Genomic DNA, 17,799 nt, shown 5'->3' on the forward strand with positions numbered 1-17,799 from the left:
GTGTAAAATGGTGTGCTTTGCACACCATTTTACACCACATTTAAAACCCTTGGAGCGCCAAAGGCGCGAAAACAGCGCTAGACAAATCACGGATTTCATGGAAGTAATGAGTTTTCAGCCAGGCTGAGTCGGGAGCGCAGGCATCCCTATTCATGTTTTATTGATTGGTGCAGTAATGGCGCGGGCATGCCATTATTGCACCAACGATTTTTCATTAAAAAACTATAAGAATTTGGCGGCTTGTTTGTGCAATTGCATGGCTGCTGGTACCAGGATTGGTATGTGTCTGGCGAGGGCTGCAGCGTCCTGTGGATGGCCATTGTATCGAGCAAATTTCGCCTGTACCAGGAGGATCAGGGCTCGTGTATAGGCATCAGAAACTTGCAAACCGAGGTTCCAGGCGATGGTAGTGAATTCCTGGGAGCCGGTGTAGTCCCCTGAGATACGAGCCAGTTCGGCTTGCGCTTCTGCTTCCAGAAGTTGGTCAGACAGGGAAGGATCATTTTTTAGCATGCCTAGCAGGCTTAAGGTCGCACAGGCATCGTTATAGGCTGCATTCATATCGTCCAGTTCACGGTTATAGAGGCCACGCTTAAAATATGCAAGCGCCAGACCACGTAGGTCTCCGCTTTCACGGGTTTGTTGCAGAAATACATCGATATGGGCGCGGGCCTCGGAGAGGTTGCCTTGAATATATTCCAGGTGGGCCAGGAAAAGATATGGGCGCCATAAATAGGCTGGATGTCCCAGTTCTTGCGCAATCTTCAGGCATTCTTCCCAGCAGAGGCGCGCCTTGTCAGTACGTCCCTGACAGCAATAGAGATGTCCCAGTTGCATGATGAGGAACGCTTGCTGATATTGATCTTGCAACTGACAACTGGCTTGAATACCCGCCTGTAAGAGCCGCTTACCAATATACATATCCTGCATCCGACTGGTAATACTCGCCAGCTTCGCGGCCCAGTGCATAACACGTTCGTGCCGCTGTTCCTGACAGGCACGTGCAAAGACCTCAAGTAAGACACCACACTCGCGCTCAAGCATCACAATATCGCCTTGATAGCGTTCCAGATACGCTTCAGCATACGCCTGGGTATTATGCCAGACTACGTCAATCTTCTCCCTGTCTATGCGCTGCAGATAAGCGTGGGCATAAGCAAACAGCAGAGGATGGAGAATATATTGGGGATTATCATTATCGGCTCCCCCGGCGGTAGCCGTAACGCGTTCTAGCAGTGAGCAATTGACAAAATGTCCCAGTTCTAAGGCGGTATTGGTCAGGGTTTCAAAAGCCACATAGGTACTGTCGACGGCCAGATTTCTGCGGGAACGCGCGGAAGGCAAAACATATTCCTCGGAAGTATCGGCGCTTCTACTGGTAGCATAAGCAGAGGCGAAAAGTGACAAAGGATCTGTGCGTGCTTGTTTCTCGTCTGCCCAGCGATTAGCGGCAAGAGCGGCGGCACATTCAAGGCTAAAAACCTGTGGACCAGGCAGGCTTAACAGCGCAAAGCGATCCCGCTGCTCCTGCTTGATACCACTAAAGGCCTGCTCAAATAGCGTGGTAAGTATGCCTGCGTCATCCAATAAACGATGAAATGGATCAACACTAGCATTGGCAACCAGTAGCTTCAGAGGGATACCTCTCACAGCGATCGCATTAGCGGCCAACTCGATCGCCAGGGGCAGATGGCCGAGAATAGTGCAAAGTTTGCCAATTGCTTCCTGGTGTTCTTCTTGTGGCAACCCTGGCAGAGGATACGTATCAGACGAGATGAGGATCTCAAGCAGCTCACAGGCATCATCATGTAATAATGGCTGTACATGATGATGATAGCTAACAAGAGCCGGTGCGGGAATATAGCGGCCTGTCGTAAGTACAACGCGCTGTCCTGCATGTACTTTATTCGTTAGCGGATGGTGTGTGTTGGCCAGTAAGACCTCAAGGGCTTCGCGCAACGGGAATTGTGCATCCACATCATCCAGCAAGAACAGGATGTTTTTATCAGTCAAGAGCAGGCGCAAGCGATCAACCATATAGGCCAGATTACTATCCATCTGATGAAAGAGAGAAATCAGGGCTTTTTCATCACGTGCCTCGCGTGCCTCTCTCTCAGCGGATCCTGGTGCGCGTGATGCGTGCTCTTCATTCGGTAAGAGGATAGTAATAAGCTCTTGCAAGACCGCAAGCAGACCAGGCATCCCCTGGCGTCCTTTACAGGAAAGCGTGATGATGCCATGCTGAAAAAGCGGTCGATGTTTGTCGGCAACGAGGCGATGAACGATCTCAGCGGCAATAGCACTCTTACCAACGCCAGGCATCCCTGTCAGAGCATAAAGACCGCCGTTCAGCGAACCAAGCTGGTCTAAAAGTTGCTGGACCAGCGCCTCCCGTCCAATCAGGTGATGCGGTCTTACAGGCAAAAGTTCAATAGCTGGCATCGAAGCGCCAGAGATATGCGTATAGAGACGCTGAACCAGCTCATTTTCGTCGGGAGTCAGCTCATGCAAGGAGGCTGCATTTAGATAGGACTGTACTTCACGCGGCGTCGTACAGAGAAACCAGGCTAACACAAAAAGATGCTGACGCACATTGCGACGAAAAGGATATGCCAGGCGACCGGCTTCTAAGCGCGCCAAAAAATCTTCCGATATATGGCTATCTTCAAAAAGAGGATCCTGGCGTACCACTTCCACCAGGGCACGCTGGCTGGACCAGCCACGCTTGCGCCGCCGTTCACTCATCCATTTACCAAACTGAATAGCATCCATCGATGTTTTCACTGCAATTTCCGTTTTCCCAGACGCATAAATACTTTTGCGATTAAATATGTATATACCAGTCTTGATAAGACATCATTTGTAATTTGCGAGTATAGTAGAGAAATGAGGTACGCCCCCACCCGATCCCAGGCCCGCCTATAGGTCGCGAGAAGAAATCTTCAACACAACGATCATCCAACCATAGTCCCATCCATACTCATCTACTTTATCACATCTCCCCCTCAAAAAGGAAGAGAGCAGCAAAAAAATCAGGGCTATTTCATGTTGGCTCTCCTTTCAGACGCGGCCCGTAATCGGGCCAGATACCTTTATGCGTGTGTTGCGGGCTAGCCTGCAACACACGCATAAAGGTATCTAGGCGAGCGCCAAAGGCGCGAGGAAAGAGCCCTGAAAGAAATTTAGGCTAAAAGAAGAGGACGTGCCAGCTGGCACGTCCTCTTCTTTTAGCTTCTTTATCAGTCTTTGGCGCGAGGATCAAAGGAGTCTCGCACGCCGTCACCAAGGAAGGAGAAGGCGAGTACGATGATGGCCAGCATGGTACAGGGCACAATAGCTACCCAGAGATTGGTACGGATATACTGCGCACCTTCAGAGACCATTAAACCAATACTGGAGCCGGGAGGTTGGACACCCAGGCCCAGGAAACTGATGCCGGCTTCAGAGATAATGGTATTTGAAATGTTCAGGGTCGAAGCAATCACAACGATACTGAACAGATTGGGAATGATGTGGCGCATAATGATCTGGAAGTCAGAGCTACCCAACGTCTTCGCGGCCTCAACATACTGCTGTTGCTTCAATTGCAAGGTCTGACCACGCACATAACGAGCCATCAGAGGCCAGATAGTGAAGGCCAGGGCCAGCGAGACCAGGAGTAGACGCGCGTTACCATTCGCGCCAATCACCGGAATATGGTTCAGGTTCTTGTCCGCCCATGGTCCCATAATACCTGAGATCAGGATCAAGAAGAGCAGGCCAGGGAATGCAAACATGATATCGGTGAAGCGAGCCAGCAGGAAATCAATCCAGCCACCGTAGTAACCGGCCAGCACGCCAACAATGATACCTAAGATGATATCTACAACCTCAACCAGTACGGCAACCGCGATCGAAATTAAGACACCCTGCATCAGGCGAGCCAGAATATCACGTCCCAGACCATCGGTTCCAAGCCAGTATTGGGCGGAAGGGCCTTCAGTCAGGCGATCAACCTCAGCATGTCCGAAGCTGTGGTACTGATCAGGTCCGATGGCACCGTTGGTGGTACTGTTATATGTCCCACCAATATGCTGATAGATCACAGGACCAAGGATAGCTACAACAATCAGGAAGATAATCACGCTCAGGCTAATCATAGCCTTTTTGTCACGGCGGAAACGCCTGAAAGATTCCTGGAACGGCGTTCGCTGCTGCTTGCGTGGATCTTCTGGCCCACCGGAAACGGATGCGGCAATAGGCTGCATCTCAGGTTCAATTGGCTCTACGGTATTATCAGGAGCCACAACGCCTGGCTGATCAAAGGGACTGGTAACTGGCGTTCCACTACTAGTAAAACGCGTGGGTCTCAATCCCCGATCTGTACGATCCTTCATCTACATATCCTCCTATTCTGACTTAATGCGGGGGTCAACGACGGTATACAAAATGTCAGAAAGCAAATTACCCAACACAACAGCGATGGCAAGCACCACCGTCGTGGCCTGGATGACCGGATAATCACTCGCACCCACCGAAGACAGGGTTGTCTCAGCAATACCCGGAATATTGAAGACATGCTCAACAAAGAACGCACCTGAAACCAGGAAACCAAGAGAGACACTGACCACAGTGACCAGTGGGATCAAAGCATTACGGAACGCATGGCGGAAGGTAATTGCTTTCTCAAGTAGGCCCTTCGCACGTGCGGTACGAATATAATCCTGATTGAGTACCTCAAGCATACTGGTACGAGCCAGACGTGCGTAATAAGCAAAGCCAGCAGCACCATAAATAAGAATCGGCACCAGCTTATACTGAATATCAGTCCAGCTATACTGCCAGGGAGTTCCCCAGTTGGAGACCGGCCAGTTGAGTCCTGGAATCGATGTATCTAAATATACCAGCAAAATCTGCGCAAAAGTAGCCAGTACAAAAGATGGCAAGGCATAGATAATCAACATAACCAGCATATTGGTGGTATCAACCCAGGTACGCGCCTTAATAGCAGAATAGATACCCAGAGGAATACCCAGGGCCAATTGCACCAATAGAGCCCAGAGGCCCAGCTCGATCGAGACAGGGATGCCATCCTTCAAAATATCCCAGACTGGCCGACCCTTAGATTGGAATGATAAACCAAAATCCAGATGGAAAAGTCCAGTTAAGAAATTCAAGTATTGCTGAAAGAATGGAAGATCCAGATGATAAGCATGCTTTAATTGTAAATATGCTTCCTGAGTATAGTGCTGTCCCAATAGTTGTTTAATCGGGTCATCAGGAGCAAAATAACCCATGGTAAAGGTGATAAAGGTTACTCCTATTACCACAAAAATCAGGCCTATGAGCCTTTTCAATATAAATTGAACCATACAAAACTCCTCGCCTCTCTCTTGTCAGAGGATGCTCAAGCAGGGATAGTGATACTCTTGTTTGTATCACTATCCCTGCTTTTACTGATAAGCTTGAGAGGATGACCCTCTTGCGTAAGGAAACCAGTGTTTAGTGCTGTGCGATATAAACATTGGCCCATTCATCAGGGGGAATAATCGATGCAGCAGAGAACTTCAAACCAACGACATATGGCTTCAAGAGACGGATGTCTGGGCGCTGATAAATCGGCAACCAGGCAACATCATCGACCAGCTGCTGCTCAATTTTGTTATATGTTTTCAAGCGAGCAGCTTTGTCAGTCATAACGTCTGCGGCCAGCATCTGCTTTTGCAGATCTTTCTGGGTAGCGACGGTGGAACTGTTGTTGTCGCCATAGTTATAGGCGTTGTTTGGTGCGTCCTGACCAAACTGCAGGGAGATCCAGTCCTGAGGATCGGGGAAGTCAGCACCCCAACCGGCCAGCCACATCTGCAATGGACCATCTTTACCCTGTGTCTGAACCTGAGCAGTGTAGAGAGAATTCTGACTGATTGATGTTGAGCCAATCGAGAGACCCAGTACGCTCTTCCACATCTGAACCTCTGTCGCGGCCTCATTAGCAGCTTCAGGTGACTGCGTAGGATAGGTCAGAGTAATCTGAGGGAATGTCTGACGGGTCAGGCCCTCTTCTTTTAGACCTTTTTCAAGCAGCTCAACGGCTTTCTTCTTGTCACCACGGGCATCTGAACCAGCAGGACACTTCAGATCAGGATTGTAACCATACTGACCTTTAGGAATGATGTGGCAGGTTGGTGTATAAGCACCCTGCCAGGCTGCCTTCACAATGGTGTCACGATCCAGAGCCAGGGATAGAGCCTGTCGAATATTGATATTGTTCAAAGGTTTTACTTTGTAGTTCATACCAACATAGAAGATGGTGAGAGCATCGTTCTGAGTGAAATCAGGACGGCTCTTCGCCTGGCGAACCTGTGGCAATGGCACATCAGTGATATCTACCTGATCGGCCAGATAAGAGTTATAGCTGGTCTGACGATCTTTATATGGCAGATAATCAACTTCTTTCAACTGTGGCTGCTTACCATAGTAGTTTGGATTAGGCACAAACTTGATGCCTGTGTTATGGCTATATTCTTTAACCTTGAAAGGACCATTACCGCCCTGTCCACCATTATCGGCCAGGTGATCTGTCCATTTGTTGCCATACTTCTCAATGACACTTTTCTCCACGATAAAGCTCGTGGGATAGGTCAGAGCGCCCAAAAAATAGGCGGTGGCTTTGGTCAGTTTAATCACCACAGTATTGGGATCTTTAACGATCACGCCTGTGCCAATTACTGATTTGACCTTACCTGTTGTGCGCTCAGGAGCATTTTTGATCAGTCCTAAATAGGTCAGAGCAACGCCCGACTGATCATTGATCTCTGGTGAAAGAGAACGATCAAGCGTATATGCAACATCGTTTGCATCCAGCTTCTTACCATCGCTAAACTTCAGGTTTGGTCGCAGGTGGAATGTATAAGTCAATCCATTGTCAGAAACATCGTAAGATTGAGCCAGCTGCGGCTTAATATTTAGCTGATCGTCTAACTGCACCAGACCGGTAAAGGCCATATTAATTGCCTGGATCGAGGTATTGTCGGTAGCGATACCAGGATCGAATGAAGCAATATCGGGTAGACGAAAAGCCCAGCGATAAACTTGCTGGCTATCAGCGGCCTTTGTTTTGTTGGTGTTGCCAGTACTACCAGGTACAGAGCCCCCGCCACAGGCGGAGAGCAGGACACCGAATAAACAAAGGAGTGTAGGTAGCAGCATCGTCGTGATTTTTTTGCCTGAGCGCATAAGTGAATTACTCCTTCATATGTAAGTATGCGTCGTGCCTGTGGAGCATCGGGGCACGCCAGAGAGCATCTGCACACATGCATTCCCAACCATCCGCGTCAAGATTTACTGCTCTCAATTTATTTACATAGAGCACTTCTTACGCTCATAGAGAGTCTTGTATGTCGCTCCCACACAGAACACACAAGACATAATACACAAAGACGGCAATAAAACTCGCGGAAATCGCGCCGAATAACGCGGAAAACTCGCGGAATTTCCGTGCCACCTATGCGCATTCCGGCCACCTCGGCGATCGCCAGGAATACACTCCAGAGCACCCTTTACAGCCTCCAGCGAATACTTTATCTTCAGGCTCTTCACAATCTTTCCATTCAAGTTTTCGCGCCTTTGGCGCTCCAAATCTTTTACATGTGGTGTCAAATCCATGTCTCGCTGATTATTTTTTCGCGCCTTTGGCGCTCCAACGGTTTTAAGTGTGGTGTCAAATGTTGCGCGATGCGCAACATTTGACACCACACTTAAAAGAAGGGTGGGCCCTGCAGGGCCCGAATGCGGCTGGCTGTACGCCCCACGATGAGGGTGGGAAACAAACACTATCGAAGAGAAAAGATATACTGGCATATAAAAAAATGGTCCCTCATGTTAAACATGAAGAACCATTTTTGATCTATAGATGACAAAAGATTACAGTTAGACTGCAGCTCCTGCAGTATGGCGGAAGCCCATAGCATAGAGGGCCGCATACTCACCTTCACTTTGGAGCAGCTCGTTATGGGTCCCTTGCTCAACAATCTGACCAGCTTGCAGAACAACGATGCAATCAGAGTCTTTGATCGTCGAGAGACGATGCGCAATAACGAACGCGGTACGGCCATGCAAGAGCTTTTTCAAGCCCTGCTGCACAATGGCTTCTGTAAAGGTGTCGATGTTGGCCGTTGCTTCATCCAGAATCAGGATGTGTGGATCGGCCAATAGCGCACGTGCGAAGGAGATCAGCTGACGCTGTCCCATACTCAGGTTACGGCCTCGTTCACGAATCGGAGTATTATAGCCTTCTGGTAATTGGATGATCAGGTCATGCGCGCCGACGATCTCGGCAGCCCTCATCACCTCTTCATCCGTGGCGTCAAGCCGGCCATAGCGAATATTATCCGCAATCGAGCCCGTAAACAGGAATGGCTCCTGTGGCACTACACCTACCTGGCGGCGTAGGGATTTCTGTGTGACCTTGCGTAGATCATAGCCATCAATAGTGATTGCGCCGCTCTGGATATCATAGAAGCGCGTCAATAAGCTAATAATCGTACTTTTACCGGCACCCGTTGGTCCCACAATCGCCACTGTCTGTCCAGCTTTGACCTGCCAGTTTAAGCCACGCAAGACTGGACGCTCAGGATTATATCCAAAGACGACATCGCGGAACTCAACGTCACCCTTAATCTTCGGTAGTTCGATCGCCTCAGGATCATCCTTGATCTCGACCTTCATATTCAAGATCTGGAAGATACGTTCGGCCGCCACGCCTGCGCGCTGCAACTGCGTATATTGCTGACTCAGATCACGAATAGGATCGAAGAAGCGGTTGATGTAGAGTACGAAAGCAACCAGTGTACCAACCAGCAGATGTCCCTGTGAAACCAGGACACCACCATAGACGACCGCCAGACAGATCGCCAGGGCCGCCACAACCTCGACCAGAGGCAAGACTAACGCCGCGATCTTACTGGAGTCCAGGTTGGTATCACGATTATAGGCATTAAGATCAGAAAACTCAGAACGATTGCGATCCTCACGCACCAGGCTCTGGATCACACGCATGCCGGAGATATTCTCCTGCAGGGTCGAGTTTACCAGCGAGATCGAGGCACGCGTACGCCGGAAAGAGTTCTGCGCATACTTCTGCCAGTAGGCCGCGATCACAAACATGATTGGCAGTACCACAAAGGTCAGCAAGGCCAACAAGGGGCTCATCGCCAGCATCAGGATAATAATGCCGATCAGTGAGATCACCGAGCCAATCATCGAAAGCAAGCCTGAACTTAACATCGCCTCCAGCACATCAATATCACTTTGTAAGCGTGACATGACGCGACCAATCTGGGTATGGTCATAGAAGCTTAAAGATAAGCGCTGTAAGTGCTTAAACATGTCCGCGCTCAGAATAAACAGGATCTGCTGACCGGCCCAGGACATCGTCCAGACCTGCCAGTATTGCGCCTGCCACATCGCAATGTTCACGCCCAGAAAGATGATACTGAGGATTCCCAGTCCCACCAGGTCGCTACGTGTAATGAAGTTATCGATCGCCAACCCGATCAACCAGGGATTCAGCAGGTTGAGCAGGGTATAGACCACCATCAGCACCATACTCCAGGTGGCGGGCGTCTTATACTGCGCGATATACGGAAAGAACATGCGGACAAGCTTCCAATCGAAGCCTGATCCTTCCTCCTCATCGGAATGTGCCAGACTATTCTCGATCCACGTATGGGACCGTTTATAGGTAGCATAAGAGGCTGTCTGCTCGTTCTTCTTTTCCTTAATCAATGGTACACCTCTCTCTGCATCTCACCAGGCTCAGTCGCCAGCATCTGGGCCTCAAACTCTTCCTGCTCACGCAGTTGCAAGTCATAGAGTCGAGCATAGGGACCATTACGCTTCAACAACGTGGCATGGGTACCGCGCTCCACGATACGGCCACGCTCCAATATTAGAATCTGGTCCGCGTTTTTAATGGTACGCAAACGGGATGCCACCACGAACGTCGTGCGTCCACGCATCACTTCTTCAAGCGCCTGCTGAATCATATATTCAGTCTCCATATCGACACTGGAAGTTGAATCGTCCAGAACCAGAATACTTGGATCTAATAACAAGGTGCGTGCAATCGCCACACGCTGCTTCTGTCCACCTGAAAGCGTGACACCACGCTCACCAATCCAGGTATCATAACCATCCGGCAAGGCCAGGATAAAATCATGGATACGGGCAGCCTTCGCCGCCTCAATGACCTGCTCGTCGGTAGCACCGTTCACACCATACGCGATATTCTCACGAATCGTCGCATTAAAGAGGAAGACATCTTGCAAGACCAGACCAATGTTACGCCGTAGCGAAGCCAGCGTCACGTCGCGCACATCTGAACCATCTACCAGCACACGTCCATCCTTCGTGTCATAGAAACGAGGCAGCAGGTGTAGCAGAGAGCTTTTGCCACTTCCGGTTGGACCCAGAATAGCGATGGTCTGACCCGGCTGGGCATCAATGCTCAGATCATGTAACACTTCTACGCCATTGCCATAAGCAAAAGAAACATGGTCATAACGCACATGGCCAGCAACTTTTTCCAGGGTTTTAGCCTGGGGCGCATCGGTAACATCAGATGGTGTATCCAGCACACTAAAAATACGTGTGCCGCCGGACAAACCACGTACCCACCAGTTAATCATAAAACCAAACGTACGCACGGGCGCACCCAACAACAGAATGTAGTTGGTAACCGCAACCAGCGTCCCCAGGCTCAATGTCCGATTGATGACAGCGATACCACCTACCCACAAGACCAGCACCGTCACCACGTTCAGAGAAAGTACCATCAATGGCTGATTCCAGGCCGATAAGCGCATCGCACTCATATTGAGTTCGCGCAACTCCTGGTTCTTCTTGCCATACTTCTCAATTTCATAGTCCTCACGCGCAAACGACTTCACCACACGCACACCACTCAGACTCTCCTGCATGATCGTGCTTAAATCACCTACGCCATTTTGCACTGATAGCCAGAGAGGGCGTAGACGTTTGACAACTTGCGCCGAGAGAATTAACATAATAGGAACAGAAATTAACGTAATAAGAGCCAGATATACATCGAGTCGCAATAATAGGACAGTCACAGAAACAAATGTAGCCACCGCCACCAGGGCACGCATCAGACCCATTGGGAAAAAGTTACGCACAGCTTCGATATCAGCCGTCATACGCGACATCAGCTGACCAGTCTCGGAATCATCATGAAATGAAAAACTAAGACTCTGCAAATGATCATAGAGCGTATTACGCAAATCATAGGCGACCAGGGATGAGATGGCTTGCGAAAGATACCCTTGCCCATATGAAAAAAGACCGCGTAACGCACTTGTTACCAGAATTGCTAGCGCGATCCACAAGAGATCCTGGAAGCGACCGGTGCGAATGCCTACATCTACTACCCATTGTAAGAGCCAAGGTACCATCAAGGAGAAACCAGTCGCCAGAGCAATGCAGAGCACTGTTCCAAGCGCCTGGCCCCAATGAGGCTTGAGCAACTTGATAATGCGCATATAGATGCGCCAATTCTCTTTCCACTGAGATACACCTGGGGATGAAGGAGATTGTTGATTAACCTGTTTTACCTGCATTTCCAGATTATTCCTTTCTTGACGTGCTTTTAACCCGCGAGAGCCCGTTCACATACCCAGCGCACGTCGGGGCATTTCTGGCCATGCCCATACAACAAAAATGACCTATAGCGCTGTCATTAATACCTGACGTATAAAACTTTTCGGCGAATATTACTCGCCGATAGTCACATACATCGACGGATGTGACAGGTTAGTATCATCTATTTAGAGTCTAAAAGGAAATGGCTGACATACGCTTGTCAGTCATTGCACTTCTTTTTTGGAAATTTCTGCAATTGAGTTTTTATCTCGTTCCGGAAAATTTTATTTTTTCCCGGAAATTAGCCTGTGATTACGCTTTACATTGTCTATACAGCTAGAATTATCTTTGCCGCCTGCGGCGGCCACAGGGAGGAGAGAGAGGTTCGGGGGCACAGCCCCCGTTCCCCCAGGCAGGTAGCTCGCCGCCCCCTGCACCCCCGCTTTACCGTCCGCATCTCTCTTGCTGCCTCTGGCCGCCACAGAGAGGAAAGAAGTTTGGAGGCACAGCCCCCGTTCCCCAGGCAGGTGGCTCGCCGCCCCTGCACCCCCGCTTTACTACCTTCATCATCATAGAGAAGTGTGAATGTGGTGTGTGGTGGCCCGCCACCACACACCACATTCACACTTCTCTATCACTACTTCCCGCCGCAGGTGGGAAGTAGTCAACATGAAAATAACTAAAATGTCAGGATTTATGCTGGTTTCCTCTTGTTTTTTAAAGATGAGTAGCACATAATAAAAGATATGCAAAAGACTGAAAGACTTGTAGCAATTACGGTATTGTTACAGGCCCGTGGAAAGATGACAGCGCAGCGCCTCTCCAACATTTTAGGGGTCTCAACACGCACGATCTATCGCGATATCATCACCCTTTCACTGGCACATGTTCCTGTTTCCATGGAATATGGACCAGGGGGCGGCTACTATTTGCCGGATGATTATCACTTAGAGTCAGCTATTTTTACACGTGAGGAAGCCATCTCTTTAATTCTGAGTGCGGATATCTCTGGCAATCATAATTTATTTGCCGGTGATACCGATTTACATCATGCACTGGTGAAACTTGAGGCGGTTCTGCCTGAAGAATACCGGATAGATGTAATGGCGGCCCGGGAACATATCCTGGTGGATACCTCTGCCTGGTGCAACAAAACGCAGGAACCAACTCATCTGGAGACGATACGGGCGGCCGTATTGAACTCTTATCAGTTGGATGTGCTTTTTTCAGATACCAGTTGCTGCCAGGTACATCCCGGAGCAGGTATGCTCTGGCGACGTATCGAACCTCATGGATTGGTCTTTAAGGGCCTCAGTCGTCGGCACGCACGTGTAGGACGCTGGTATCTGGTGGCGTTCTGTCAACGCTGCCGCTCTTTTCATACATTACGTGTCAGTGATATTGAACAAGTGTATGTACATGAAGAGACGATTACACCACGACCAAATTTTGATCTGCATGATTATTGGCGCGAAGCTCGCAAACAGCTTGAAAAGCTAAAGCCACCAATCATCTTCAAACTCCATGTAAAAGCGGTTGCCCGCTATAGTACTTTGCATGGAGATGTCACGATCCTCAAAGAGGAACCAGATGGTAGTGCCATTGTGCAAGTGAATGCGGAATCCATGGATGACGCAATCTCTTACGCCCTTGGATTAGGGGCGGATGCTACTGTGCTTGATCCTCCCCACGTCCGCATGGCTGTCGCTCAGACGGCCCAGGCAATCACCAAAATATATAGCTGATATCTTTTATTTCTTCCCATCTCTCTTTAATCAAAACATTCCCACCAATACATTTATTCCACAATTTGAGAAAACACAGAGAATGTGACACACTAAAAGTGGTTATGTAATAGGAAGCTTCAGTGTTGAGGTATAACGCCGAAGAATGGATATATGAGAAGAAGCAGAAGAAGAGGGATAAGGCGATGACAACACATAAAAGACTGGTGCTTGCACTTCAACCAGATATGCTAGCGATCTGCCGCTTAGAACCAACGGCGCATATCTCAGAAGACATCCTGAACGGAAATTTTGTAGCAATAACCAAAACCAACGAAGAGCTCTCTATTATTTGTCCACAGGATAACATACCAGAAGAAGTTATTTATACAAAGGGCTGGCGCTGCCTACGCATTGAGGGCCCTTTCAGCCATGATACCAGTGGGATTTTAGCGTCGGTCCTTACCCCACTGGCAAATGCACATCTGAGCGTCTTCACCACCACCACCTTTGATACCGGCCATATATTGATCAAAGAAGAAAATCTGAACCACGCCATCCAGCTTCTGACCCAGACTGGACATGTCATTCGGAGCGAAAACAAGGTCACAGTTCCCTATGCCATCCAATAGCGTTCCCTGGCAATAAACACATATTCAACATATGGGCAGTGCCAGGAAGCAATGCTTCAGGCAGACGGTGCTAAAGATTATGTGTTAGATTGTAGAGAAATTGCAGGTTCTCTTTAAATACAGGTCTGGCTTGCCATGAAGCACAAAAAGCAGGTGGCTCTACCGCCAACAATTCATCCAGGGAAGGGGCCGCATAAGCCATCTGCTGAAGCAGTTGAATATATTGACCCATTACACCAACCGCCTGTCCCGTGCCGATCAGGCCATGACCGGGAACAATAGTGGTCAATTGTAGTGCCTCTATCCTGGCCAGAATACGTAACCACTCATCAGGATTGCCATCCCCCATAGCAGGATGAAAACCAATCTGTACGATATCACTCATAAAGGCCAGGGACTCTTCAGGAAAATAGAGGAAAGCATCGCTGGGACTATGTCCTCCTCCAAAGGTCAGCAGGACGGCTGTACGTTTAGAGCCAGCAAAGGCCAGACGGTGCTCAAAGGTGACATCGGGCAGGCGCAACGTCAGGTTGGGCAAGGCCATAGTTACCTGTCGCATCTCATTGATGTACAACTCCAGATCTTTTCGCTGCTCAGGATCTTGCTCCAACTCTAATGCCGCCTCCAAACTTTGGAGTGGAATCGGCTGTGAACGCATACGTTCCAGACGGGCCACTCCTTTGGTACGCATAAGATCAAAGGTGTTATCGGTAGCATAGATAGTCGCGTCTTCAAAAGCCTGGTTGCCCCAGATATGGTCACTATGATGATGACTATTTATGACGTACGTAACCTTGCGACCAGTCAACTGTTCCGCGACTGTCCGCAAGCCAAGCGCAGCCTGAGGCGTATTAAACGTATCAAATACCAGTGTCTGCCCGCCTAGATCCACAATGCCAGCATTACCCCAGGCTCCTGCTCCTCCTTTGGCAAGCGCAGCATAAATACCATCAGCTACCTGTTCCAGTTGAAAATATGGAGAATTGAAGGAGGAAAGAGAATAGCTCATAAAGCGACGGCCTCGTTTTCAGAATATAAAGTGACAAAAAGCATGTCCAGCCCAAGGGTATCATGTCTGATCTGATAAGGCAAGCTAGCAAAGTTGATTATTGTGGTCGATTGTTTGTAGTAGCTTTACATTTAAGTGGTATGCATCAGTTTAAGCGGAGGCCTCGCGCCTGCGGCGCTCGCCTTATTTTTGTGTGGTGAGGTGGGGCTGCGGCCCCACCTCACCACACAAAAATGGAGGAGGGTCCACTGGCACTTTTCCACAGAGTGGAGGGGGCACCGGTACTTTTCCACGGGGTGAGGGAGGGTCCACTGGCACTTTTCCACAGGGTGGAAGGGGCACTGATGCTTTTCCACAAGGGTGGAAGAGGGGGCACTGATGCTTTTCCACAAGGGTGGAAGGGGCACTGATGCTTTTCCACAAGGGTGGAAGGGGCACTGATGCTTTTCCACAAGGGTGGAAGGGGCACTGATGCTTTTCCACAAGGGTGGAGGGGGCACTGGCATAGAGATAATAGATGTAGAATTTGTGGCCCATGCTGCAGGACTGTTTGGAAGGCTTATGGAGAAAAATTATTCATTGCAGGCGGGCATAGATATGCCTCTCTACAGCAAACGTGAAATCGTGCTCACGATGGCCGGTGTGCTGATGGTGATGTTGCTGGCGTCGTTAGATCAAACGATTGTTTCGACTGCGATGCCGCATATTGTGTCAGAGATGAGAGGCTTTGATCGCTATACCTGGGTTACGACTGCCTACCTTTTAACGTCTACGGTCATGGTTCCGATCTATGGCAAGTTATCAGATCTATATGGAAGAAAATCGATCTTCCTGGTTGGAATTGTGCTTTTTCTGGCTGGATCGGCTTTATGTGGGATGTCGCCATCGATGAATGCGCTGATAGGTTTTCGCGCCTTTCAAGGATTAGGGGCGGCCGCACTACTTCCTATCGCGATCGCTGTGGTTGGCGATCTCTTTACACCACGTGAGCGCGGAAAATGGCAGGGGGTCACGGGGGCTGTGTTTGGACTATCATCAGTCATTGGACCGGCTGTTGGCGGCTGGATTACTGAAAACGCTAACTGGCGCTGGGTCTTTTATATCAATCTTCCAATTGGACTCCTGGCTCTCCTGGTGCTGATCTTCTTGATGCCCTCTTTGACGACACGTGGCAATACCAGCATAACAATCGACTATTCAGGCGCAGCCTTACTAATTCTGGGAACCTCGGCCCTACTCCTGGGATTTACCTGGGCGGGCAGTACCTATGCATGGCTGTCACCTCAAATTTTAGGGCTTATGGCAGGCGCAGGCATCACGCTCATCACTTTTGTATGGGTTGAGGGACGTAAAGAACACTTGAACAGACAGCCGATCATCGATCCCAGTCTATTTCGCAATCGCATCTTTGTGATTAGCGTCCTGATTACAATGGCCGCCAACATGTCACTGCTGGGAAGCGTCTTTTTTCTACCGCTATTCGCGCAAGGTATTCTCGGCATCTCAGCCACAGATAGTGGCCTCTTGCTCTCCCCAATGACCTTAACGCTGGTCGGGAGTAGCATCATCTCAGGACAGATCGTTTCGCGACTGGGGAAATATAAGATGATTGCGATTATAGGGATGCTTATCAGTGTGCTGGGGGCAGCTATGCTGCTACGGCTCAATGTTAATGCAAACGCCAATGATCTTTGGAGCGCGATGATCGTGCTGGGATTTGGCACCGGCTTCGGTATGTCATTCTATTCAATGATTGTACAGAACGCATTGCCAGATAAACTTGGACAGGCAACGTCAGCATTAACCTTTTTTCGGCAGATTGGCGGCACAATCGCGCTGGCCGCCATGGGATCTGTGATGGCGGCCAGCTATCGCCCAACCTTTCATCAATCGATTCCAGCGCCAACGCGGCAACTGCTACCAACAAAGGTCATCGCTCTTTTTGACAATCCCAATATTCTGCTTTCACATGACATACAAAGCACGGTCCTCAAACAATTTACCATCCTGGGACCGCAAGGAATGATCGAATACAGACAGCTAATGCACGCGGTCAGGCTGGGTCTGGCACAAGGTATCTATAATACCTTTATCCTCAGCCTGGCATTCATGCTCATAAGCCTGGTCCTGGTCTTCTTCCTTGAAGAGAAACCGTTGCAAGATCGCAGGAGCAATTCCACTACGAATCCAGCAGCAGACCATACATCGATCAATTCGCCCCCAGTAATACTGCACTGACAAGAGCCAGAACGATCCGCCGTATATAAATAGTAGGTGCAGCTGATCGTCTACTGGCCCAGACTATTATCTTCTCGCAGTCAGGATAATGCTGGCAAACAAAAAGGCGATCGCTCCCATTGAGAGCAAAAGATGGACAATAGCCAGTGGCAGGGATGGCACAAAAAGCCACAGTAACCAGGAATTTATAGAGAGGCAGAGCCAGCAAAAACTGAGTAGAATAGAACGGCTATACAGCCAGGAACGCTGGCGGCCAGCGATCATTTGCTGAGATCCTCTAATAAAGTAGAACACAGCAAATAGCGCAAAAACAGCTCCCACTAAAGGATGCCACAAAAGCTTGCCTGCATTAGCATCGCCATAGGTATTAACCATCCATACACCTACAGCGCAAACAATAAGTAGAGTGAAAAGAGTATTTATGAAGCGTGTATTACTCGATGACAAGGGATGAGGTGGCTTCTTTTCATGTTCCGGTATCATACATATCCTCTTTAATAAGTACCTGAAAAATATATTGCTCTGTATTGACAGGTACATCTATTATTAACGAGTTAGC

At 49.2% G+C, this 17,799-nt stretch carries 11 protein-coding genes; 3 read left to right on the top strand and 8 right to left on the bottom strand.

Features of this window, described 5'->3' with window-relative positions; translation table 11 throughout:
- Positions 1–222: 222 nt before the first annotated feature.
- The 6 genes from EL633_RS30210 to EL633_RS30235 form a co-directional block, all read right to left on the bottom strand.
- The gene (locus EL633_RS30210; RefSeq protein WP_126630942.1) at positions 223–2,784 is read right to left on the bottom strand and encodes a tetratricopeptide repeat protein; all 2,562 of its coding nucleotides are present in this window, start codon (positions 2,782–2,784) and stop codon (positions 223–225) included.
- Positions 2,785–3,239: 455 nt separating this feature from the next.
- Positions 3,240–4,376: an ABC transporter permease gene (locus tag EL633_RS30215; protein WP_246039296.1), complete on the bottom strand. Its 1,137-nt coding sequence runs from the start codon at positions 4,374–4,376 to the stop codon at positions 3,240–3,242.
- A 12-nt stretch (positions 4,377–4,388) separates the two neighbouring features.
- Positions 4,389–5,351 (bottom strand): ABC transporter permease, encoded by a 963-nt coding sequence (locus EL633_RS30220; RefSeq protein WP_126630943.1) that lies wholly within the window; start codon positions 5,349–5,351, stop codon positions 4,389–4,391.
- 130 nt (positions 5,352–5,481) lie between these two features.
- Positions 5,482–7,215: a peptide ABC transporter substrate-binding protein gene (locus EL633_RS30225; RefSeq protein ID WP_126630944.1), complete on the bottom strand. Its 1,734-nt coding sequence runs from the start codon at positions 7,213–7,215 to the stop codon at positions 5,482–5,484.
- Positions 7,216–7,908: 693 nt separating this feature from the next.
- Positions 7,909–9,765, bottom strand: a complete 1,857-nt coding sequence (locus EL633_RS30230) for an ABC transporter ATP-binding protein (protein ID WP_126630945.1) — start codon at positions 9,763–9,765, stop codon at positions 7,909–7,911.
- On the bottom strand, positions 9,762–11,615 hold the full coding sequence (locus EL633_RS30235; protein WP_126630946.1) for an ABC transporter ATP-binding protein: 1,854 nt from the start codon (positions 11,613–11,615) through the stop codon (positions 9,762–9,764). Before EL633_RS30235 ends, EL633_RS30230 begins: the two co-directional genes overlap by 4 nt.
- 768 nt (positions 11,616–12,383) lie before the next feature.
- On the opposite strand from EL633_RS30235, the gene EL633_RS30240 reads away from it, so the two are divergent.
- Positions 12,384–13,382, top strand: a complete 999-nt coding sequence (locus EL633_RS30240) for a helix-turn-helix transcriptional regulator (protein WP_126630947.1) — start codon at positions 12,384–12,386, stop codon at positions 13,380–13,382.
- A gap of 185 nt (positions 13,383–13,567) precedes the next feature.
- Positions 13,568–13,993, top strand: a complete 426-nt coding sequence (locus EL633_RS30245) for an ACT domain-containing protein (RefSeq protein WP_126630948.1) — start codon at positions 13,568–13,570, stop codon at positions 13,991–13,993.
- A 70-nt stretch (positions 13,994–14,063) separates the two neighbouring features.
- Here EL633_RS30245 and EL633_RS30250 read toward each other — a convergent pair whose 3' ends face one another.
- Positions 14,064–15,002, bottom strand: a complete 939-nt coding sequence (locus EL633_RS30250; protein WP_126630949.1) for an MBL fold metallo-hydrolase — start codon at positions 15,000–15,002, stop codon at positions 14,064–14,066.
- A gap of 471 nt (positions 15,003–15,473) precedes the next feature.
- Between EL633_RS30250 and EL633_RS30255 the strand changes: the two genes are divergently transcribed.
- Complete coding sequence (locus tag EL633_RS30255) at positions 15,474–17,240, top strand: MDR family MFS transporter (protein ID WP_246039297.1); 1,767 nt, start codon at positions 15,474–15,476, stop codon at positions 17,238–17,240.
- A gap of 66 nt (positions 17,241–17,306) precedes the next feature.
- On the opposite strand, the gene EL633_RS30260 is transcribed toward EL633_RS30255, so the two are convergent.
- The gene (locus EL633_RS30260; RefSeq protein ID WP_126630950.1) at positions 17,307–17,615 is read right to left on the bottom strand and encodes a hypothetical protein; all 309 of its coding nucleotides are present in this window, start codon (positions 17,613–17,615) and stop codon (positions 17,307–17,309) included.
- Between the last annotated feature and the right edge of the window lie 184 nt (positions 17,616–17,799).

Origin of the sequence: Dictyobacter alpinus, from assembly GCF_003967575.1 — a bacterium.
GTDB classification, from domain to species: Bacteria; Chloroflexota; Ktedonobacteria; order Ktedonobacterales; family Ktedonobacteraceae; genus Dictyobacter; species Dictyobacter alpinus.

Excerpts from the sequence above, each read along its gene's own strand:
- EL633_RS30260 (WP_126630950.1), bottom strand. The coding sequence starts at position 17,615 with ATGGTTAATACCTATGGCGATGCTAATGCAGGCAAGCTTTTGTGGCAT.
- EL633_RS30250 (WP_126630949.1), bottom strand. The coding sequence starts at position 15,002 with ATGAGCTATTCTCTTTCCTCCTTCAATTCTCCATATTTTCAACTGGAA.
- EL633_RS30225 (WP_126630944.1), bottom strand. The coding sequence starts at position 7,215 with ATGCGCTCAGGCAAAAAAATCACGACGATGCTGCTACCTACACTCCTT.
- EL633_RS30245 (WP_126630948.1), top strand. The coding sequence starts at position 13,568 with ATGACAACACATAAAAGACTGGTGCTTGCACTTCAACCAGATATGCTA.
- EL633_RS30215 (WP_246039296.1), bottom strand. The coding sequence starts at position 4,376 with ATGAAGGATCGTACAGATCGGGGATTGAGACCCACGCGTTTTACTAGT.
- EL633_RS30220 (WP_126630943.1), bottom strand. The coding sequence starts at position 5,351 with ATGGTTCAATTTATATTGAAAAGGCTCATAGGCCTGATTTTTGTGGTA.
- EL633_RS30240 (WP_126630947.1), top strand. The coding sequence starts at position 12,384 with ATGCAAAAGACTGAAAGACTTGTAGCAATTACGGTATTGTTACAGGCC.
- EL633_RS30255 (WP_246039297.1), top strand. The coding sequence starts at position 15,474 with ATGCTTTTCCACAAGGGTGGAGGGGGCACTGGCATAGAGATAATAGAT.
- EL633_RS30235 (WP_126630946.1), bottom strand. The coding sequence starts at position 11,615 with ATGCAGGTAAAACAGGTTAATCAACAATCTCCTTCATCCCCAGGTGTA.